This window comes from Acidobacterium sp. FHG110202_01, assembly GCF_059115305.1.
Map to the genome: position 1 here is coordinate 120,474 of NZ_JBZYWJ010000003.1, position 19,525 is coordinate 139,998.

Here is a 19,525-nt window from a genome sequence, read left to right on the forward strand (position 1 = left end):
CCGCGCTGGAAGATGTTGTCTTGTTGATGAATTAGCGGATCACAATGGTTGTCGCTCTGTTTGTGAAAGCAGGGAGGGCGGTCGATGAGGTAACGGTTGCAAATCCCGTGATTAGCCCACGGCTTTGCGGAGAAACTGCTGCAGGGATAGTAATGGTTTGCCCGCTACCAGCAGCCAGGCGCCCAATAGTTACCACGACTTCATTACCTTGGAGGGTTGTGGTGGTGCCTGTTGTTCCCGCGAATGTTACTCCAGCAGGGAGCGCCAGTCGCACCTGTGTTCCGTTCAACGAATACCGTGAGTGGTTCTTAACCTGGATAGTGTAGGTGAGTGTACTGCCGGCATGAACCTTTTCCGCCCCTATCAGGGTTGCTGATAGGAAAGAAAATATCTCCGGTTTAGTGATCGTCCATTTATCGAGTAGGGCCGAAGTTCCGTTCGCTGGAACGGAGGTGACCTGTCCGGTTGAAGGATCGAGTTCGGTATCCGGTATCGGATCGTTTAGTGGCTCGCCATTGATATCGGTTCCGTAAGGAGCAGGGTCAGCGGATGTTGCGGATGAAGTGGATTGTAGCGGCTCGCTGATCTGGTAGAGGGTCAGTTTGTTGTGATCCACCAACACATGGCCGAAGGAAAACACCTTCGCCTTGAACTTCGTGGTGATCTTTGCCCCCTGGCCAGCGTTGGGCAGGAAATTGATCATCTCGGGATTGGTCAGGTTCGTGTCGAGCCATGATGCCGGGCCTTGCGGCACGGTCAGCCCTGGTTCGTCGGTGAAGGTTCCGGCCGCAGAGTCATCTTGATCGAGACCCACGCCGCTGCCGCGCGGCGGTGCGAAGTTGCCGTCGAAGTCGCGGTTGCCTCCCGCACCTTCCACGATGTAGAGGACACCGTCAGGCACCGTCTTCGTCATACCATCGAACTTCTGGTCGACATAGACTGCCGGCGTTCCCACGCTAGTACTCACTGGGCCAGCGGTACGCGCCGTCGAACGGATCGGTAGCGTGCGCTGGTAGTTGTGCTCGTGGCCATTGAAGACAATGCTCACGCCGTGGTCCTCAAGTAGCTTGGCGACGGCACGCATCTGGCCATTGACGATGGTGGCGTCTCCGGATGAGAAGGCAGGCTGATGATAGACGACGATCTTCCAGAGTTGCTTGCTCGAGTCGAGATCGTTGATAACCCACTGGCCGAGCGCGGTCGGGTACGACGTGAAGACCGGGGGCGCCGCATTGAAGGCATTGGTACTGGGCAGATTGTCGTTGAAGAGGTGCGGGTTAGCGTCGAGATAGAGGAAGTGCGCATTGCCATAGTCGAACGAGTAGTTGCTCTGGTGATCGATCTGCGTGCTCGGACCCATGCCGGTATCTACCTTTGTGGAAGCACGGAAGGCAGCAAGAGCAGCCGGGGAGTTATAATTCTGTCCCTGATAAGTAAAGGTGAAACCGGTGGCTGAGGGCGTATCACCGTTCCATGCGTACTGGATGTCAAAGCCCTTGGGACCATTCTGGGGAAAGTAAAAATCGGTGAAGTAGGAGAGTGCGTCTCCGCCGCTCAGGTTGCCGCTGAAAAGCGGCGCAGAATTGTCTGCCAGCAGGTTGGCCGAGACCCCAGTGCTTCCGAGGTCGTGGTTGCCATCGACGTGGAAGAAGAGTTTGCTCCGGAGGAGCGGCGCTCCGGTCTCGTTAGAATCCTGATCGCTGTTAAAGACCCCGAAAAAGAAATCGCGGTAATTATCTTCGGTGCCCTCGTTGTAGACGTTGTCGCCTGTATTGAGAACAAATTCGGGCTCAGGACGATTGGGCTCATTGGGCAGTTGAATATCAGCTGCGTCGTAAATCAGATGTGCGATGCGCGCCTCGTAGTCAACGATCGTGGATGCATTGGATACAGGGAAGTAGCCTTCGTCCCCCTCCACCGCAAAGGAAAATACAGGATCCAGCTTGCGCGTACGGAATGATGCGGCAAATCCGTTGCCAGGCATGCCCGGGCCGGTTACGCGGTAGTGATAGACCGTGTCATAGCGCAGACCGCGCACGACTGCTGTGTAGTTGGTGTGCGCGCCATAGGCACCCGGAATCGGCGGCAACGACGGATCGGCGGCGAGGTAGTTATCGACCACACGGCCGTTGGGCGTAATGGTAGAGTCGTGACCATGACCGTGTTTATCGATGGAAAACTCAACCTTGTAGGCGGAGGGATTGGGCGACGTCTCGTTGGTCTGCCATGCGATCACGATCTGATCCGCAGGAGCAAGCGTCCCGTTAGCACCAAGTTGAATGTAAGGGAAAAATGTAACCTCCTGGCTGAAGGCAGCGGGCGTAAACGCAGCGCAGCTCAACAGAGCGGGAACAGCTAATCTTGAGAATGCGCGCATCGGGGAGAATAGCTTCATGGGGAATCTCCTTTCGCTCCGGCGGGCTCATAGAATGAGGACACAGAACTGCGCAGACCGGAGACGAGCGCGAGTCTAAGCCCAGCTCCATCACATATTCGTGAATACAGCTTCAAAATTTGTGCGGGTTCGCTGGCGTGTCCGGCGTGGATGTGCTTCAAATTTAATCTGCCAGCAATGTCCGTCATTCAGGCTCGATCTGCGGCGGTCCTTCATGCCTCTGATGAAGACAGCCTCCGCGATTCCAGGCCAGGGTTCATGATACGGATTACAAGGCGGCGATTCCTCGAGCAGATGAGCTGGTTCACGGCGGCCGGGGCTGTAGTGCCCGTGGCAAATGGCGTCCATGTCATGCAAGCAGCGGGGACGGCACCGCAACTGCTCGATACAAGAGCGCTGGCTCGCTTTGTTGACCCGCTCCTGATTCCGGAGCTCGCGACACCAACGGGTATTAAGCCGAGTCCGACGGACACAACTATACAGACGCCTTATTACCGCATTGTCATGCAGCAATTTCAGGCGAAGATTCATCGCGATATGCCCCCAACGACATTCTGGGGATATGGAGCATCCTGTCCCGGACCTACGCTAGAAGTGCACGAAGGAAAGCCGATTTTCGTTGAGTGGGTCAATCAGCTTCCGCAGCAGCATCTCTTTCCCATTGATCACACTCTCCACGGAGCCGAGTCCGACAAACCCGATGTGCGCACGGTAGTGCATCTCCACGGTGGTAAAACCAGACCAGAGAGCGATGGCTATCCGGAAGACTGGTTTGTCAGCGGGCAGTCTGCTACCTGTTATTACCCAAATCAACAGGAAGCGGCCAGCCTCTTCTATCACGACCACGCCATGGGCATCACACGCCTGAACGCGGCTGCGGGCCTGATGGGGCTGTATCTCGTGCGTAGCGAATTCGAAGACGAACTGAATCTGCCAAAAGGAAAGTATGAGATTCCGCTGGTGATCTTCGACCGGTCATTCCGGCTCGATGGCCAGATTTACTATCCCGTGTCGGGTAAGCCCGGAGCGCCCTGGGTTTCGGAATATTACGGCAGTGCGATTCTCGTTAACGGAAAGATCTTCCCGTACCACGAAGTCGAGCCGCGAAAGTATCGCCTTCGTCTGCTCAACAGCTCGAACGGCAGTTTCTATAAGCTCTCCTTTTCGCCGAAAGCTACCGTCACATCGGAAGCTCTTGCGTTTTATCTGATCGGAAGCGAACAAGGATTTCTGTCAGCACCGGCAGAGACAAATCTCCTTATTCTTGGCCCCGGCGAACGCGCTGATCTTATCATCGACTTCAGTAGCCATGCAGGCAAAGAGGCCATCCTGCGAACTGACGTAGCAATCATCATGCAGTTTCGCGTGTCAGATGCAAAGGCTGCCGACCCCTCATCTCTGCCCAAGACTCTTCGTCCAATTGTCCGCATAACGGAATCGAGCGCTACGCGCACGCGTGAGCTGACTCTGGCGGATTATCAGAACCGTCTAGGCAAGTCGAGCGTGATGCTGCTGAACGGCGCACACTGGCAGATGCCAGTCACGGAAAACCCGGTACTGAACTCGACCGAAATATGGTCATTCATCAATCTGACTGATGATTCCCATCCCATCCACTTGCATCTGGTCCGCTTCCAGGTACTCGACCGCAGGCCGTTCGACGTCGCTGTATACCAACTCACCGGCAAAATCGTCTTCATCGGCCCTGCTGTGGCCCTTACCGCCAACGAGCTTGGATGGAAGGATACCGTCCGCGTCGACCCTTTCACCGTCACCCGCATCATCGTAAAATTTGAAGGCTACACCGGACGCTATGTCTGGCACTGTCACATGCTCGAGCATGAAGACAATGAGATGATGCGTCCCTACATCGTTACGACTTAAGTATTGTTGCTTTAAGAAAGTCGCATGCGGAATTCCTCAGCTCCCAATGCCCCCAAGAGCGATGCCGATGACGTAAGTGACCAGGCCTTCGACTGCACCGACGAGGGTCATCTCCAAGCCGCTCGACCACCAGGAACGCACAGTGATGAGTGACTTTGCCGCGCCGACGGCGAAGTGAGCCAGGAGTGAAACGATGGCCGAGACGATCACTGCCGGATATCCGCTGAGGAAGAAGAAGGGGATGACAGGAATGAATGCGCCCAGGGCGGTCGAGAGCGATCCGGATACGGCGGATACCAGCGGCTTGGGCAGAGCTTCTTCGGTAGAGTTCAGTCTTTCGGCGGCGAGGGCGCGGAGGAACTGGTGCTGGTCCTGAGCGATGTGTTCCACCATGCGGTCAGCGTCGTCAGCCGGAAGTCCTTTTACCTGGTAGTAGAGGGAGAGCAGTTCGCAGGCTTCGGGACCGTTCATCTGGATGGCTTCGCGTTCGCGCGAGACCTCAGCCTCGTAGATTTCGCGTTCGCTTTTCGCGGCAAGATACGCGCCTGAGCCCATGGATAGTGCGCTGGCGACCATGCCGGCTATGCCCGCCAGAAGAACGTACTTGCTGTTGCCGAGAGTTGCACCGGAAACGCCAGAGACAATGCCGAAGATCGCGCCCAGTCCGTCGTTCACTCCATAGATAGCGTCGCCGATCCATCCAGCGGCCTGACGGCCGGAGTTGCCCCGCTTGGCGAGCAGTTCCTCAAGCATGACCTTAGGATCGACGGCCTGGGTGACGCTGCGCGGGTAACGCTGGCGGATGAGACTGCTGAGCTCCTGGTAGTGCTCCTGCTCGTCTTCTATGACGCGGTGCAGGATGGCGATGCTTGGTTCGTCTCCGAGCTCTTTCAATTGCTGGCCATAGCGGGCAATGTCGCGGCTCTCGTCAATTTCGAGGCGGCGCAGGGTCATGCCGGAGCCGCCAATTTTATTGGCTACCGAATTCGCATCGCCGGAAGGATTACCACGATACACGGGCTCTTCACCGCCCAGCTCGCGAATGCGCTGTGCCCATAGAGCTGCATGGCCCTCCTCGGCTTCGGCTAAATGCAGAAGCGTCTTTTTCCGTAGAGGGTCCTTGTCCTGTTCAGCGAGCGCCTTATAAGTGCAGAAGCCGTACATCTCGGCCTGCCAGTTCTGTTCGAGGGCGTTAAGAAGTTTTTTGTTTTTTGTGTCTGCCATGCAGGTGCTCAGGAAATCATACCGCGCACCTGCTCTTTCTAGCCTTCGATCTGATAGGGGAAGGTGAAGCGTCCGATCTGTATGAGGGACTTTTCTGCCGGAGGCCAGATGCGGAAAGATTCAACGCGGGTGATGGAGGAATTCCTTGCCGCTTCGACCGCGCCCAGCAACCTGCCACTGGTGGCTTCATAGACACTCACGGTCAGCGAGTCTTCGCTGCTGTGCTTCCATCCGATGAGGTAATTGCCAGCGCCGAGATGCACATCACCGATCTTCAACGGGACCTGCGTGATCAGAAAATGCGAGTACTTGCCTTCGGCGGAGTATCCGGCGGTGATAAGCACCACCCCGGCGACATATTTGCCTTTGCCGTCGGTTATGCCGGAGGCGGTACGCAGCTCGGTTTCGATGCGCTCCTGCACAACGGGAGCGCGCGCAGGGATCAGGACTTTTAGTTCGGAATCTGTTGCGATACGCCACAAACTCTGCGCAAAGGAGACGGCTGCCATAGAAAGGAACAAGGCAAAGCCAAGCCAGATTTTTTTATTTGTATCAGTCAAGGTGCACAATTCCCCGTTGCAGAGCAGTGGTTGCGGCCTGGGTCCTGTCACTTACACCAAGCTTGCTGAGAATACTGTTGATGTGGGTTTTTACGGTGGCTTCAGAAATGAACAGGTCGCCGGCGATTTCCTTGTTGCTGCGGCCGACGACGATGCGCCTCAGTACTTCGAGCTCGCGCGCGGTGAGCGACGGCCCGCCCATGCGGCTGGCAAGACGCTCGGCCACGATGGCGGGAATGCGTGATTTACCTGCGTGCACGGTGCGGATAGCCTCGATGAGCTCGTCAGCGTTCATGCCTTTGAGCAGGTAGCCTTTTGCTCCAGCCTGCAGTGCGCGGTAGATATCTTCGTCGCCATCGAAGGTGGTGAGAACGATGATGCGCGCTGAAGGAAATGCTTCGCGTATCTCGGCGATAGCATCGACTCCGTTTTTATTCGGCAGACGGAGGTCCATGAGGGTGACGTCCGGTTTGTGCTGGCGGAACAACTCTACGGCCTGCTCGCCGTCGGAGGCTTCAGCGATGACCTCGATGTCCGGGACGGTGCGGATGAGCGCGACCAGTCCCTGACGCACGATATGGTGGTCGTCGACGACCATGATGCGGATTGCTTCTGCCATAGGCTCCTTCTTAAATGGGCACCTCGACTTTGATCTCTGTGCCGCATCCTTTTGCAGTAGTGACTTCGAACTGTGCACCAATTTGTTGCGCTCGCTCGCGCATTCCTGTCAGGCCAAAGTGACCGTTCCGACTGTAGGCATCCAGACTGCCTTCAAAGCCGCAGCCATCGTCCTTGATCGTCATGCGTAGAAGCTTTTCCTGAAAGAGCAGCGTAACATCGATGCGCGTTGCCCGCGCGTGACGAACGGCATTGTTGACGGCTTCCTGTGCGATACGCAGGAGCTCCGATTCAAGCGACGGAGCGAGAGGGCGGTATGTTCCGCTTATTCGGACATGCGGTTTGGCGCTGCTCTTTGCGGCGATGCGTTCGGCTGAGCTGGTGATGGCCGCAGCGAGATCGTTCTGCTCTGAACCCTGCGAGCGCAGGTTCCAGATGGACCGGCGCGCTTCGTCAATGCATTCGCGCGTGAGTGTCTGGGCCTGCTGCAGGTGTTCGCGTGCGGCTTCAGTGGAAGAGTTCAGCAGCCGCCCGACGACTTCGAGCTGCACGGAGACGGCGACGAATCCCTGCGCGAGAGTGTCGTGAATTTCGCGTGCGATACGGGTGCGCTCGGCGAGGACTACGTTAAAGCGCGATTCGACGCTGCGCAGACGCCACTGATAAATGGCCCAGGCGAGTAACGCCGCAAGCAAAACGAGAAGCAGATAGAACCACCATGTCTGGTAGAAATGCGGACGCAGGCGGAAGCTGAGCTGCGCTGTCTGTTCGCTCCACACACCGTCGTTATTGCACGCCATCACGCGGAAGGTGTGACGTCCTGAAGGAATGTTGGTGTAATAGGCAGTCCGGCGCATGCCGGCGTCGACCCAGTCGCGGTCCACGCCATCGAGCTTGTAGCGGAAACGGACCTTTTGCGGAGCGGCGAAACTCAGGGCAGCATACTGAAATGCAAAGCGCGTGTGCCCTGGATCAATCTCCATAGATGTGTTTGCTGGAAGCGAGGAATCGTCGACCGAAACCTGTTCGATTGAGACGAGCGGAGGTACGCGATTGACGGGCATGTGTGCGGGATCAACGGTGGTGACTCCACGCAGTGTGGCGAACCAGAGCGTGCCGTCCTGCGCCTTCCATGCGGCGGGATGGCCTCCGCTGCTGCATTCACTGATGCGCATGCCGTCGGATGTGCCGTAGGCGTCAGGCATAATGGGCGCAGATTCGTGCAGCGCATGCTTGCTGATACGGAAGATGCCTTTGTCAGTCGCGAGCCAGAGATTTTCGCTCGCATCTTCCAGAATTCCGTAAATGTTCTGAGGCAGATGCGTGCGCTCGGGCGGGAAACTCAGGAGCTTCCCGTTTTCCCGCGCATTCAGGCTGCCACCATTGGTGCCGATCCATAGCGTACCGGCGCTGTCCTGATAGAGCACAGTGATAACGTTGCTCGACAGGCCATTCTGTATGGTGAAGTTAGTGAAATGCCCGTTGGCAAAATGGGTGAGGCCGCCGAGAGTGCCGATCCAGAGGCTGCCGTCTGCATCTTCAGTGATAGCGCCGACCAGGTCGCTGCCCAGGCCGTCCATGGCGGAGTAGGAAGTGAAGGTACCGTCTTTGTAGCGCGTGAGGCCGCGGCGCGTGCCGATCCATAATGTGCCGCTGCGATCAGTGTAGAGGGAGCGGACGAAATCGTCGGCTAAGCCATCAGCAGAAGTAAAGACGGTGGTATTACTACCTTGGATACGATTCAATCCATCAGGTGTGCCGATCCAGAGATTGCCTTTCGCATCATCAGCTAATGCGAGGGCAACTCGGCTGGATAAGCCTGCTGCTCCGGATAATGGAGAGAATTTTCCTTTAGCGAACTGATTGACCCCGCCTGCATTGGTGCCGACTAATACCGTGCCGTCGTGCGTCTGAAAGACGGAGCGCACGAGGTCATCGGTCAAGCCATCCTGCGAGGTGTAGGTGATGAACTTACGGTCGCGCAATACGCCTAAACCGCCGGATTCGGTGCCAAGCCAGAGATTGCCTTCGCGGTCTTCATAAAACGCGATCACTTGGTTGCTGGAGAGGCCCTGTTGCGGGGTGAAGGCTTCAACGTGACCTGCAAAGATGCGAGCGATACCGTGTCCGGTGGCAATCCAGATGGCGTGCTGATGGTCTTCAAACAAGCCAGTGATGTGGTTATCGGGCAGGCCGTCGCGGGCGGTGTATACGTGCGTAGTTTTGCCGTCGAATTCCCCCAGGCCGTTGCTGGTGCCGATCCAGATGTGGCCGCTGCTGGAGTTGAGGAGACTGCTGACGTCGGAGCCCAGGCCCTCAGGCAAGTGAAATGGAGAAGGCGATTGCCCTGGCGCGATGGTTTCAAGACCTGTGCGCGAGCCGATCCAGATGCCGCCTGCATGATCGCTGATGAGCACTTGTGGTTGAGTGTCTGCGTAGAACGCATGATTGGCGCCGATTCTGACGACGCTGTCTGCTGCGAAGAGCCAGAGAGAGCCGTCCGGCGTTTCGGTCATTGCGCCAGTGCTGGAAACGGCAGGCACATCAGGCACGGATTCAAAATGGCCGTCTTTATAGCGCGCGAGACCTGCAACTGTCAGTGCCCAGAGAGTTCCGTTATGGTCTTGATAGACAGAAAAAACCATGTCGGCAGGCAGTCCATTCTTTGTGTTGAATGTGCGGAAACGGTTGGCTTCGAGAACCACGAGACCGTCGGCGGTGCCGATCCACAGTGCGCCGCTTTTGTCTTCAAAAAGGCTGTTGATGACATTGCTTGTGAACTGCGGCGTGCTGGATTTATCGAAGACGGCGAATTGTATGCCGTCGAAGCGCACGAGGCCGGCTTCGGTGGCGATCCAGAGAAAGCCGTCGCGCGTCTGCAGCACAGCATGGACGGTGTTCTGCGGCAGTCCGCCATCGGTCTGCCAGGACTGGTATCCGTAATGCTGCAGCGGGTGATGAGGATCGAGAGCTGCTGCGCGGAGGCTGATAAACAGAAACAGGCATGCGCAGCGTGTGATCCATGAGTGGCGGCAGACAGACATTTACGGACTTACACGAATACTACACACCAGCCAGTGGGAAAGAACACTCCACCAAAAGGTGGAGATTACGCCTTTGCTCTGCGGCGCTTTACCCAGACCTTGTCGGCTGCGGGCGCACCGATGGTGAATGTGCCTCCGGCTGTTTCGATGGCCACAGTCTGGTCGTAGTTCTTCTGGAGGACACGCACTGTGCCTCCCGGTTCGATGCCTACATGATGCAGGAAGCGCAGCAGCTTCGGATCGCGCTCGTAAAGGCTGAAGACGATGTATTCGGCGTCTTCCTTGACTTCGGAGAGCAGTTGAAGGCCGTACTTTGCGCGCTGGGCCGGCGTTTCCGGAAGCACCGAATTGCCGTGCGGACAGGTGCCCTTTTCGCCCAGCTTTTCCAGCAGTCGCGCTTCAAATGTGGGCGAAACAGCGTGTTCCAGGCGCTCGGCTTCATCATGCACCTCGTACCACGGCATGCCGAACATTTCGGACAGCATGCGCTCGATCAGATAATGGCGCAGCGCTGTGCGATAGGCGGTCTCCTTGCCTTTTGCGGTCAGCTTGATGATGCCGTCGGTTTTGACATCGACATAGCCATCGCGCTTCAGGCGGCGGAGCGCCATCGAAACCGCGGGAGGAGAAACTTCAAGCCAGTGAGCGAGGGTGGCGGAGATAACATTCTGGCCTTCGCTTTCGGCTTCGAGAATTGCCTTGAGGTAGTCCTCTTTGGAAATGCTGATTGCAGTCTTCACCGCAATCAGAATACAGTTTGCGCCGGGTTCGGGCTATTTCGCAAAAGCTACCGCCTAGAGGCTAAGAGCGCCAAGATCCGCCAGGGAATACAGCAGCCGCAGCTATCGCTTCTCAGCAATCAACTGCTGAAACTCGGGAGTTGTGCGCATTCCTGCGAACTCCTTGTCTTCCTGAAGCTTCTTGCGGTCGTTGAAGCCTTCATCGAGCGCCTTGCGCAGATAGTAGAGCGCTTCCTCTTTTCGTCCTTCAGCCGCATAGGTTTTGGCCAACAGATAGTTCAGTTCGGCCATTTCATGGGTCGGGCCGGCTTCGGCAACCTTGGCCGCGGGGTCGCCGTTAAAGACATTCGGATCGAGTCGCAGCGCTGTGCGGTATGCTTCAGCGCCCTTCTTGTATTTGCCCTGCGCGACATAGGCAGTCCCGAGATTGCTGTAGAATGTGGCCGACCTGGGGCTGAGTTTGATGGCCTTCTTGTAGGCGTGCTCGGCGTCCTTATAGTTCTTTTCGCCATAGTAAACGGCACCGAGATTGTTGAACACCTCGGGATAATGAGGATTCAGTTTCAGGGCCTTCACATAGTCCCTTTCAGCCTCGCGCAGGTTGAACAGATGATGGTTCGCGATGCCCATTTTGTTCCACAGCACGGCTGAATCAGCAGGGCCTGTGCGATATGCGTCGAGAGCCGCAATGTAACGTTGGCGCGCCATGAGGATGTCTCCCTGTGACTCGGCGCTGAGCGCGAAGTGCGGCGAATCATCCATCTTTACCGGTGGTTGCTGGGCATAACTGCCCATGGCGACAAAAGAGTTGGGTGTCTGGCCGATGGAATCGAAAGTGACTGCACAAGCAAGGGCCATAACCGCACAAGCAGATGAAGTGTGTGACCAGCCCATAACCGCCTCCTGCGCTGGAATGGAATGCAACGGAGGATGAGACTGAGGGCCCGGGGAGACGACGCTCACGACCACTGCGCGTTCCGTTAACGCAGCAGGCGGCTGCACGGAGCTGTGTCCAGGTGACCCAGCCTTTGGACTGTCATTTTAACTCTATTAACTTATGACCGGCGATATGACTCCTATGCAAAATTCGTCAAGAATTCGTCAGGACGGTGGCCGTGAGAGCCAGTCCGTTGCCTGATCATGTTCCACGCCGTCTTTTTGCCCGGATCGTAATTTTCCATTGACCGTACGTTATTGCAGACACACTACTTTTTAGGCGGATGAAAACTACAAGCGATTTGCGTTCGTGGCTTGCGCCGCTGGCCTGCTGGAACTGGAAATGCGCCATCCTGGCTGCCCTGATGCGCGGGTCGGCCTGCATCCTGGCCTTGAGACATGCACAGCCGCACGCGCGCCAGCACTTCGGGCTGGTGGAGATGGGCTATGTGTTGCTCACTTCAGGCATGTTTTCCGGATGGCAGCAGCAATCGCTGAAGCTGAAGCCGCGGCACATCGCGTGGCTTATGGTGGTCATTATCCTGCCGCTGGTATCACTTGGGGCTGATGCGCTGGTCCATATATGGCTTGACAGCGTCAAAGCGCACGCACTCGGCATTGGTGCTCTCATCTTCACGCTGATTTCCGCCATGTTCCACTGGCACGTCATGGAAAATGGCGCCATGCTCGTGGGCGAAGGCGGACGCTCTTTCGCAAGTGATCTCCGGCAGATACCCATCCTTCTGCTGTCGTTTGTCTGCGCGCCGTATGTGGCTCTGAGGAAAGCAGTCATCAGCGGCGAGATGGAAAAAGCCGATCTCGAAATCGCCTGAACCAGTCCGTCCTTTGTGGCATCCTATACGATAAAGCTACAAGGAGGCTGCAGCATCTCTATGCGCGCATCCGCGCGAAAAGCTTTCCCTATCGGCATCGCCGTTCTTTTCCTTGCTATTTCTGCCGCTTACGCGCAGCAGCTGAACCGCATGGTCTATTCCGAGACAGCCAATGCGCATCTGGATATCCGGCAGGCGCTCATCGATGCAAAGCGTGAGCACAAGCGCATCATTCTCGATTTTGGCGGGAACTGGTGTGGCGACTGCCTGGTGCTCGACTATTACCTCCATCAGGAACCGAATTTGAGCCTGCTTGAAAAAAACTTCGTGATGGTTCACGTAAATATTGGCCACTACGACAAAAACACTGATCTGGCAGAGAAATATCAGATTCCACTGAAGAAGGGTGTACCCGCACTGGCAGTCCTTGATGCGCACGGTAAGCTTCTCTACAGCCAGAAGAACAAGGAGTTTGAAAAAATGGCCAACGTGGCCCCCAGTTCGGTGACGGCATTTCTGAATGAATGGAAGGCGACGAAGATCTAGCCTTACGACTCGATCACCGCGATTTTCGCCCTCTTCCCAACGCGGACCGTAATCCTTGCCGGACGCTTTCCTAAGTCAAAGAACTTCTCGGTCGTGGTCGCGCCATCGATGTTCACCCCGGCGGCAACCTGCTTTTCCGCCTCGGTACGTGATGCCTTAATACCAAGCGCAACCAGCAGCTTCGCCACATTCACGCGGACCTCGACTGACGGGTCCTGCGCGGCGCGCTCGATATGCGCCCGATCGCCGATAGCAACGCTCGACAGATGCACGTGCGTTTCTTCTGTAACCGCAGTTGTATCTTTTTGCTGGAAAAGCCGCGCCCAGTTTTCGTCAGCCTCTTTTGCTGCAGCTTCTGAATAAAACCCGGAAACGATCGTGCGCGCAAGCTGCTTCTTGGCTTCCATGGGATGCAGCGCTCCGCTGGCAACATCGGCTTGCATCTTCTCGATCTCGGACTGGCGCAGGTCTGTGAGCAGTGTCCAGTAGCGCCACATCAACTCGTCGTTAACGGACATGAGTTTGCCGTACATCTCCTGCGGCAGTTCATTAATCCCAATCGCATTGTTGAGCGATTTCGACATCTTCTGCACGCCGTCGAGCCCTTCGATGATCGGCGTCATCAGGATGATCTGCGGCTGCTGGCCGTAGTCGCGCTGCAGCTGGCGGCCGGTAAGCAGGTTGAATTTCTGGTCGGTGCCGCCGAGCTCGACGTCGGCCTTGAGCGCGACCGAATCATAGGCCATGGCCAGTGGATAGAGAATCTCATGAAGCGCGATCGGCTGCTCATTCTGGAAGCGTGTGTGGAACTCATCGCGCTCAAGCATCTGCGAGACGGTGAACTTCTGCGCGAGCCGGATCATACCTTCAAAGCCCAGCGTGCTCAGCCACTCCGAATTGAAGCGGACCTCAGTTTTTTCACGATTCAGAATGCGGAAGACTTGGTCGGTGTAGGTCTTCGCGTTTTCATCGATCTCTTCGCGCGTGAGCACCTTGCGCGTTGCCGAGCGTCCGCTGGGGTCGCCGATCAACGAGGTGAAGTCGCCGATAAGAAAAATCACCTGATGGCCCAGGTCCTGAAAGTGCTTCAACTTCCGCATGACTACGGTGTGGCCAAGATGCAAGTCGGGCGCGGTGGGGTCGAAGCCGGCCTTCACGCGCAAGGGCGTGCCGGTCTGCCGCGACTTCTCAAGACGCTCCCTCAATTCGGAAACGCGGATGATCTCTGCTGCGCCTTTTTCCAGCAGGTCGAGCTGTTCATCTACAGGAAGAAATGTGGACATTGTTGATTCAGTATAAAAGCTAAACACCGGCTAGCTAAGAAGCGGTCAGCGCGGCTTGCGCCGCCGGCAAGTCAGTGGGTTATCTCAGCGAGCCTTCTCATTGGCCGATAATGTTGGTTATGGATGCTGAGCGTCTGCGTGAATACCTGCTGAAGCTACCTCATGTCGAAGAGACGATGCAGTGGGGCGCGAATCTTGTCTTCTGGGCGGCGGACAAGTCCATCGGCGGCAAGATGTTTGCGCTTGCCAATCTCGACGGAGATGGCAAGGGTGTTCTGTCTTTTGCAGCGGGCCCGGAGCGCTATAACGAGCTGCTGGAGAATGAGGGTGTAATCCCCGCTCCTTACCTGGCGCGGGCTTATTGGGTGTGTCTCGAACGATGGGATGCTCTGCCTGACCGTGAGCTGAAAGAGCATCTGGCTCATGCGTACGAGATTGTCTTTGCCAAACTGCCGAAGAAGACGCGCGATGTGCTTTCCATGCCTCCCAGTGAGCGCCGGAAAGCGATTGCTGCAAGGAAGAAGGGGCTCGCCCGGTAGAGTTGCGCCTGAAATGAGACTTCCTTTAGCGTCAAGAACATGAGTGATGGAAATCATGGAGTGACGCTGTCGCTTGCGGGCCTGGTTGCGCTGATTACCGGCGGCTCGCGTGGAATCGGTGCCGAATGCGTGCGTCTTTTTCAGAAATCGGGCGCCAGGGTTGCGTTCAATTATCGAACAGCGCAGGCTGAGGCCGATGCTCTTGCCGCAGAACTCGGCAAGGATTGCGTTGCCGTACAGCAGGACTTGTCTTCCCCGGAAGATGGACGCGCACTGGTCGCGAAAACGGTGAATGCGTTTGGAAGGCTCGACTGCCTGGTCGTGAATCATGGCATCTGGCCGCCCAACGATGCTCCGATTGCCGCAATGGACGAAGCACAGTGGCGTAAAACCCTCCAGGTGAACCTCGATAGCGTCTTCGGTCTGGTGCAGGCGGCGGTCGCGCAAATACAGAAGCAGGGGCGTCCATCGCAGGATGCTGCCGCGGGGCACATCGTCCTTGTCAGCTCCACGGCGGGACAGCGCGGCGAGGCCTTTCACGCCGACTACGCGGTGACGAAGGGCGCGCTCATCAGTCTTACCAAGAGCCTTTCGAGCGAGCTGGCCCGTGAGGGCATCTACGTCAATTGCGTGGCTCCGGGATGGGTGGCGACCGAGATGTCCGCTCCGGCATTGAATAATCCGGTGACGCGGGAGAAGATTTTTGCGACCATTCCATTGGGACGCGTAGCTTCAGCGCGCGAAATTGCGGGACCGATTCTGTTTCTCTGCACGCCGTTCGCAGGCTTTATGAGCGGCGAGATCGTCAATGTAAATGGCGGCGCGGTTCTGGTGGGGTGAGGATTGAGAACTACCTCAGGGGCTAAAGCCCTTTCGAATCTGGTGGCTTTTTTGCGAGGACTAAAGTCCTCGCCTACCTTTGTTTTACGCACTGTTTCCACCTTTGTTCTCCTGCTTACATTGAGTGCGTGCAGTGCGTTTGCGCAGGATGCAAGCGCGAAGAAGGCGCACGACCTTCTTGACGCGATGGTGCAGGCTCTCGGCGGCGACCGTTGGCTGAACCTGCAGAACAGCTACCTTGAAGGCCGAAGCTCCGGCTTTTATCAGGGCAAGCCGACGGGCGCGATCGGCGATTTTTTCTCGTGGCATGTCTTCCCTGACCAGGACCGTGTCGATCTTACGAAGAAGCATGACGTTGTCGAAATCTTTACCGGCCGCCAGGGATGGGAGATCACCTATCGCGGCAAGCGTCAGCTGGAAAAAGACCTGGTGGATGATTTTCTACGCAGGCGCGACCACTCGATCGAGACAGCAGTAAAGGTCTGGATGAAAGATCCAAACACGATTTATCTATACGAAGGCCAGACGCTTGCGGAGCGCCACCTAACCGACCAGGTCACGCTCATCTCCTCCTCGAACGATTCGATCACTTTGCGGCTTGCCGCCGACACGCACCTTCCTATGAGCCGCACTTTTCAATGGCGCGATCCTGTGTACAAGGACAAGAACGAAGAAGTGGAAGAGTACGACGATTACCACACCATTGACGGTATTCCCACCCCGTTTACCATTGCACGCTTCCACAACGGCGACATGACCGGCCAGCGCTTTATCTATAAGGCCGCATACAACGTGCCTCTTCCACCGGATGGGTTTAATGCGGACACTTTAGCGGCGAAAATCAAAAAGTAGGGCTTACCGCTCAGGTTCGTCTCGTCTGGTTTAGCTTGTGACTTACCCGGACAGCGCTTAATGTGCTTCTGTAAACTCCTCCTATAGCCCTCCCGTCTATTCCTATGCATGGAACAGATCGCAACGGGTGAGCTCACCCACTTGACGCGAGAGCAGGCAGTGCTCGATCTGGCCGACTTCGATGAAGTTGTACGGCTCTATCGTCCGCGTGTCTTCCGGTTTCTTCTGGCATCGCTGCGCGACCGCGATGCAGCCGAAAACCTGACGCAGGATTGCTTCCTGCGCGCGTACCTGGCGCGGGAGAACTTTCGCGGCGACTCGAGCCTGAGCACATGGCTGATGAAGATCGCCATCAACCTGCTGCGTGACCATTTGCGCAACCGGCGTATGCGTTTCTGGACGAAGACGCGCGAGTCGGCGCTCGATCCGATGGATGTGAGCGACTGGCTGCCGGACCAGCATAGTTCGCCGGAAGAGAGTTTTGCGGCGCGGTCGCAGGTAAAAGCTGTGTGGGACGCGGTGAATGAGCTTCCAGTAAAGCAGCGCAACGTTTTTGTTTTGCGCTTTGTGGAAGAGATGGAGTTGAGAGAAATTGCAGAGGCTACGGGGATGAATCCTAGCACGGTGAAGACGCACCTCTACCGCGCGTTGGCGGCGGTGCGGGCAACCGTAGGAGGCAGGATATGACGAGAGAAATGACAAATCGGCAGATCGAGGAACTGTATCCGGAGAGCGATGCAGCCACGAAGCGCGATCTCGAAAGCCTGGCAAATGCAATCAGTCAGTTCCGCGCGGCGGTGAGCCACATCGCGGCTAAAAGAAATGATGTGCCGGCCGCGGTCCAGCTGGAGCAGGCGAGACAACGGAGGCATTCCGTGCAAAGACGCGTGGCGCTTGAGTGGGCCTTTGCCACGGTAGCGGCGGCCGCGCTGCTGCTTCCTGGAGCTGAATATTACCGCCATCATGCAGCGATGGCGCGCGCACAGCAGGAGCAAGCGTTGAAGCAGAGCGAGGCCGACGCCGCATTGCTTGACCAGGTAGCCAGCGAGATTTCAGCAGATGTGCCTGTTGCAATGCGTCCGCTTGATTACACAAACGATCAGGATTTGACAAAGCAGGGGGAGAAGAACGGTGGGAAAGACAACTAGAAAGTATTCGAGACTGGCTCTTGGGCTGGCTTTACTTATGGGGACAGGTCTCTGTGGCAGTGCATTTGCACAGGACGGACGGATGGGTCCACCTCCGATGGAGCGCGCTTTTCAGGGGCGGATGATGCATGGCCGCTGGTGGAATGATCCAAAGGTCGCGCAACAAGTCGGGTTGACTGCTGACCAGCAGAAAAAGATGGACGATATTTTTCAGCAGAACCGCCTGAAACTGATTGACCTGAGCGCAGCACTTGAAAAGCAGGAACTGATCATGCAACCGCTGATGGAAGCCGATCAACCAGATGAAACGAAGGTTCTGAAACAGATCGACGCTATCGCCCAGGCGCGGGCCGAGCTCGAAAAGAATAACGCGCGGATGTTGCTAGGGATACGACAAGTGCTGACACCTGACCAGTGGAAAAAGTTAAAGGACATACAGCCCCAGGAAAAACGACTTTTTGTTCAGAGGTTTGGGCGCAGAGATGGCGACGGGCCGCCACCGCCTCCAGATGGTGGGCCTAGGAAACCTGCGCCACCGCAAGAGTAGCGGTTTTCTTCAGACAAGCGAGAGGAGCGGCCTAGGTCGCTCCTTTTTACTTGAACGATGCTTGTGGAGAGAGATGTGGGATTTGGTTCCTGCCCACCCTATCGCAGCAAACTACAAGGTTCCTTCGGCCACGCTCAGAATGGCAACCATAAGGAATACACGAGTCAAAGCAAGAATGGCCCCTGAAAGGCGCGTCCGCCCGGGACCGCCAGTCCCTTATAATGGCCTCTGGTAGACATGGAGAACCCGACACATATTGCTGAGGCGCGCCAGGTGCTCGAAATTGGTGACATCATGGCGATTCTGCCTCACCGTTTCCCCTTTCTTCTGATCGACCGCGTCATCGAGATCGAGCGCAAGAAGCGTATTGTTGCGATTAAGAACGTCACCATCAATGAGCCTTTTTTTCAGGGACATTTTCCCGACTACCCGATCATGCCGGGCGTGCTCGTGGTGGAAGCCATTGCTCAAGCAGGCGGCGCGCTGCTGTTGACCGAAGTCCCGGACCGCGAGAACAAGCTGATGGTCTTTACCGGCATTGAGCGCGCGAAGTTCCGCCGTCCTGTCGTGCCCGGAGATCAACTCCGTATCGAGATCAGCGTGCTCCAGTGGAAGTCGCGCGCTGTGCGTATGGAGGGACTGGTAACGGTGGACGACAAGCTGGCCTGCGAGGCGGTTGTCATGTGCCAGCTCGTTCCGCGGCGCAGGCAGCAGGCGCAAGCGGAAGCGCCTGTACTGGCAGCGGTGACGGAAGAGTGAGCATTCATCCTACTGCGATCATTGCACCTACGGCGGTCATTCCTGAATCCTGTATTGTCGGCCCTTATTGCACCATCGGTCCGGATGTTGTGCTTGGAGAAGCATGCGAGCTGATATCTCATGTCGTTCTCGATGGACATCTGACAGTAGGTACACGAAACAAATTCTATTCATTTGCATGCGTAGGCGTTGCTCCGCAGGATCTGAAATACAAAGGAGAGCCGACAGCCGTTCAATTGGGAGACGACAATGTCATCCGTGAGTGCGTGACAATTTCTCGCGGCACTGCGGGCGGCGGCGGTACCACATATATCGGCAGCCACTGCCTCATCATGGCATACACACATGTCGGGCATGACAGTGTAATCGGAAGCCACTGCATTCTGGCGAATGCAGCAACGCTTGCAGGTCACGTGATTGTCGAGGACTATGCGACTGTGGGTGCGCTCAACCAGGTGCATCAATTCTGCCGCATTGGTAAATATGCCTACACTGGCGGTGGCACTACGGTGACGCAGGATGTGTTGCCGTTCTCTCTGACTTCGGCAAAGCGCGAAACCCATGCTTATGGGCTGAACAAAATCGGCCTAGAACGGCAGGGCTTTGATCGCGAACGGCTACGGGCACTTCAGCACGCGTACCGCTATCTGCTTGCGGGGAAAATGAACACATCGCAGGCCCTCGAGAAATTGAAGAGCGAAGAAGCGGCTTCTGAGGATGTTGCTTACCTTATTGGGTTTATTGAGGCATCGGAGCGCGGAGTGTTGAAGTAAGCTG

At 56.5% G+C, this 19,525-nt stretch carries 19 protein-coding genes; 11 read left to right on the forward strand and 8 right to left on the reverse strand.

Annotation, left to right across the window (positions count from 1 at the left end; genetic code table 11):
• Positions 1-31 precede the first annotated feature (31 nt).
• Entirely contained in the window at positions 32-2,395 is a 2,364-nt protein-coding gene (locus tag AC5S16_RS06800; protein ID WP_493929285.1) for a metallophosphoesterase, read from the reverse strand.
• Positions 2,396-2,689: 294 nt separating this feature from the next.
• On the opposite strand from AC5S16_RS06800, the gene AC5S16_RS06805 reads away from it, so the two are divergent.
• The gene (locus tag AC5S16_RS06805; protein WP_493929286.1) at positions 2,690-4,279 is read left to right on the forward strand and encodes a multicopper oxidase family protein; all 1,590 of its coding nucleotides are present in this window, start codon (positions 2,690-2,692) and stop codon (positions 4,277-4,279) included.
• Positions 4,280-4,315: 36 nt separating this feature from the next.
• Here AC5S16_RS06805 and AC5S16_RS06810 read toward each other — a convergent pair whose 3' ends face one another.
• From AC5S16_RS06810 to AC5S16_RS06835, 6 genes are all read right to left on the reverse strand, one after another.
• Entirely contained in the window at positions 4,316-5,503 is a 1,188-nt protein-coding gene (locus AC5S16_RS06810; protein WP_493929287.1) for a VIT1/CCC1 transporter family protein, read from the reverse strand.
• Between the two features lie 38 nt (positions 5,504-5,541).
• Positions 5,542-6,063 (reverse strand): hypothetical protein, encoded by a 522-nt coding sequence (locus AC5S16_RS06815; protein WP_493929288.1) that lies wholly within the window; start codon positions 6,061-6,063, stop codon positions 5,542-5,544.
• Entirely contained in the window at positions 6,056-6,682 is a 627-nt protein-coding gene (locus AC5S16_RS06820; protein WP_493929289.1) for a response regulator, read from the reverse strand. Before AC5S16_RS06820 ends, AC5S16_RS06815 begins: the two co-directional genes overlap by 8 nt.
• A gap of 10 nt (positions 6,683-6,692) precedes the next feature.
• Entirely contained in the window at positions 6,693-9,725 is a 3,033-nt protein-coding gene (locus AC5S16_RS06825; protein WP_493929290.1) for a sensor histidine kinase, read from the reverse strand.
• Positions 9,726-9,790: 65 nt separating this feature from the next.
• On the reverse strand, positions 9,791-10,465 hold the full coding sequence (locus AC5S16_RS06830; RefSeq protein ID WP_493929291.1) for a metal-dependent transcriptional regulator: 675 nt from the start codon (positions 10,463-10,465) through the stop codon (positions 9,791-9,793).
• Between the two features lie 102 nt (positions 10,466-10,567).
• Positions 10,568-11,323: a tetratricopeptide repeat protein gene (locus AC5S16_RS06835; protein ID WP_493929292.1), complete on the reverse strand. Its 756-nt coding sequence runs from the start codon at positions 11,321-11,323 to the stop codon at positions 10,568-10,570.
• 362 nt (positions 11,324-11,685) lie between these two features.
• Here AC5S16_RS06835 and AC5S16_RS06840 point away from each other — a divergent pair, with 362 nt between their 5' ends.
• Together AC5S16_RS06840 and AC5S16_RS06845 are read left to right on the forward strand one after the other, a co-directional pair.
• Positions 11,686-12,234, forward strand: a complete 549-nt coding sequence (locus tag AC5S16_RS06840; protein WP_493929293.1) for a hypothetical protein — start codon at positions 11,686-11,688, stop codon at positions 12,232-12,234.
• A gap of 60 nt (positions 12,235-12,294) precedes the next feature.
• On the forward strand, positions 12,295-12,780 hold the full coding sequence (locus AC5S16_RS06845) for a thioredoxin family protein (RefSeq protein ID WP_493929294.1): 486 nt from the start codon (positions 12,295-12,297) through the stop codon (positions 12,778-12,780).
• A 2-nt stretch (positions 12,781-12,782) separates the two neighbouring features.
• On the opposite strand, the gene tyrS is transcribed toward AC5S16_RS06845, so the two are convergent.
• Positions 12,783-14,063: a tyrosine--tRNA ligase gene (tyrS, locus tag AC5S16_RS06850; RefSeq protein ID WP_493929295.1), complete on the reverse strand. Its 1,281-nt coding sequence runs from the start codon at positions 14,061-14,063 to the stop codon at positions 12,783-12,785.
• Between the two features lie 119 nt (positions 14,064-14,182).
• Between tyrS and AC5S16_RS06855 the strand changes: the two genes are divergently transcribed.
• The 8 genes from AC5S16_RS06855 (at position 14,183) to lpxA (ending at position 19,521) form a co-directional block, all read left to right on the forward strand.
• Complete coding sequence (locus AC5S16_RS06855; protein WP_493929296.1) at positions 14,183-14,602, forward strand: MmcQ/YjbR family DNA-binding protein; 420 nt, start codon at positions 14,183-14,185, stop codon at positions 14,600-14,602.
• Positions 14,603-14,641: 39 nt separating this feature from the next.
• On the forward strand, positions 14,642-15,442 hold the full coding sequence (locus AC5S16_RS06860; RefSeq protein ID WP_493929297.1) for an SDR family NAD(P)-dependent oxidoreductase: 801 nt from the start codon (positions 14,642-14,644) through the stop codon (positions 15,440-15,442).
• 51 nt (positions 15,443-15,493) lie between these two features.
• Positions 15,494-16,294 (forward strand): hypothetical protein, encoded by an 801-nt coding sequence (locus AC5S16_RS06865; protein WP_493929298.1) that lies wholly within the window; start codon positions 15,494-15,496, stop codon positions 16,292-16,294.
• 108 nt (positions 16,295-16,402) lie between these two features.
• Entirely contained in the window at positions 16,403-16,981 is a 579-nt protein-coding gene (locus tag AC5S16_RS06870) for an RNA polymerase sigma factor (protein WP_493929299.1), read from the forward strand.
• Entirely contained in the window at positions 16,978-17,442 is a 465-nt protein-coding gene (locus tag AC5S16_RS06875) for a hypothetical protein (protein ID WP_493929300.1), read from the forward strand. The genes AC5S16_RS06870 and AC5S16_RS06875 overlap by 4 nt, the downstream gene beginning before the upstream one ends.
• Positions 17,426-17,989, forward strand: coding sequence for a Spy/CpxP family protein refolding chaperone (locus AC5S16_RS06880; protein ID WP_493929301.1), 564 nt, complete (start codon positions 17,426-17,428; stop codon positions 17,987-17,989). Before AC5S16_RS06875 ends, AC5S16_RS06880 begins: the two co-directional genes overlap by 17 nt.
• A 237-nt stretch (positions 17,990-18,226) precedes the next feature.
• Positions 18,227-18,748, forward strand: coding sequence for a 3-hydroxyacyl-ACP dehydratase FabZ (gene fabZ, locus AC5S16_RS06885; protein ID WP_493929302.1), 522 nt, complete (start codon positions 18,227-18,229; stop codon positions 18,746-18,748).
• Entirely contained in the window at positions 18,745-19,521 is a 777-nt protein-coding gene (gene lpxA / locus AC5S16_RS06890) for an acyl-ACP--UDP-N-acetylglucosamine O-acyltransferase (RefSeq protein WP_493929303.1), read from the forward strand. The genes fabZ and lpxA overlap by 4 nt, the downstream gene beginning before the upstream one ends.
• Positions 19,522-19,525: the final 4 nt, after the last annotated feature.

Coding starts and splice junctions, on each gene's coding strand:
- AC5S16_RS06800 (WP_493929285.1), bottom strand. CDS start 2,395: ATGAAGCTATTCTCCCCGATGCGCGCATTCTCAAGATTAGCTGTTCCC.
- AC5S16_RS06805 (WP_493929286.1), top strand. CDS start 2,690: ATGAGCTGGTTCACGGCGGCCGGGGCTGTAGTGCCCGTGGCAAATGGC.
- AC5S16_RS06810 (WP_493929287.1), bottom strand. CDS start 5,503: ATGGCAGACACAAAAAACAAAAAACTTCTTAACGCCCTCGAACAGAAC.
- AC5S16_RS06820 (WP_493929289.1), bottom strand. CDS start 6,682: ATGGCAGAAGCAATCCGCATCATGGTCGTCGACGACCACCATATCGTG.
- AC5S16_RS06825 (WP_493929290.1), bottom strand. CDS start 9,725: ATGTCTGTCTGCCGCCACTCATGGATCACACGCTGCGCATGCCTGTTT.
- AC5S16_RS06835 (WP_493929292.1), bottom strand. CDS start 11,323: ATGGCCCTTGCTTGTGCAGTCACTTTCGATTCCATCGGCCAGACACCC.
- AC5S16_RS06840 (WP_493929293.1), top strand. CDS start 11,686: ATGAAAACTACAAGCGATTTGCGTTCGTGGCTTGCGCCGCTGGCCTGC.
- AC5S16_RS06845 (WP_493929294.1), top strand. CDS start 12,295: ATGCGCGCATCCGCGCGAAAAGCTTTCCCTATCGGCATCGCCGTTCTT.
- tyrS (WP_493929295.1), bottom strand. CDS start 14,063: ATGTCCACATTTCTTCCTGTAGATGAACAGCTCGACCTGCTGGAAAAA.
- AC5S16_RS06855 (WP_493929296.1), top strand. CDS start 14,183: ATGGATGCTGAGCGTCTGCGTGAATACCTGCTGAAGCTACCTCATGTC.
- AC5S16_RS06860 (WP_493929297.1), top strand. CDS start 14,642: ATGAGTGATGGAAATCATGGAGTGACGCTGTCGCTTGCGGGCCTGGTT.
- AC5S16_RS06870 (WP_493929299.1), top strand. CDS start 16,403: ATGGAACAGATCGCAACGGGTGAGCTCACCCACTTGACGCGAGAGCAG.
- AC5S16_RS06875 (WP_493929300.1), top strand. CDS start 16,978: ATGACGAGAGAAATGACAAATCGGCAGATCGAGGAACTGTATCCGGAG.
- fabZ (WP_493929302.1), top strand. CDS start 18,227: ATGGAGAACCCGACACATATTGCTGAGGCGCGCCAGGTGCTCGAAATT.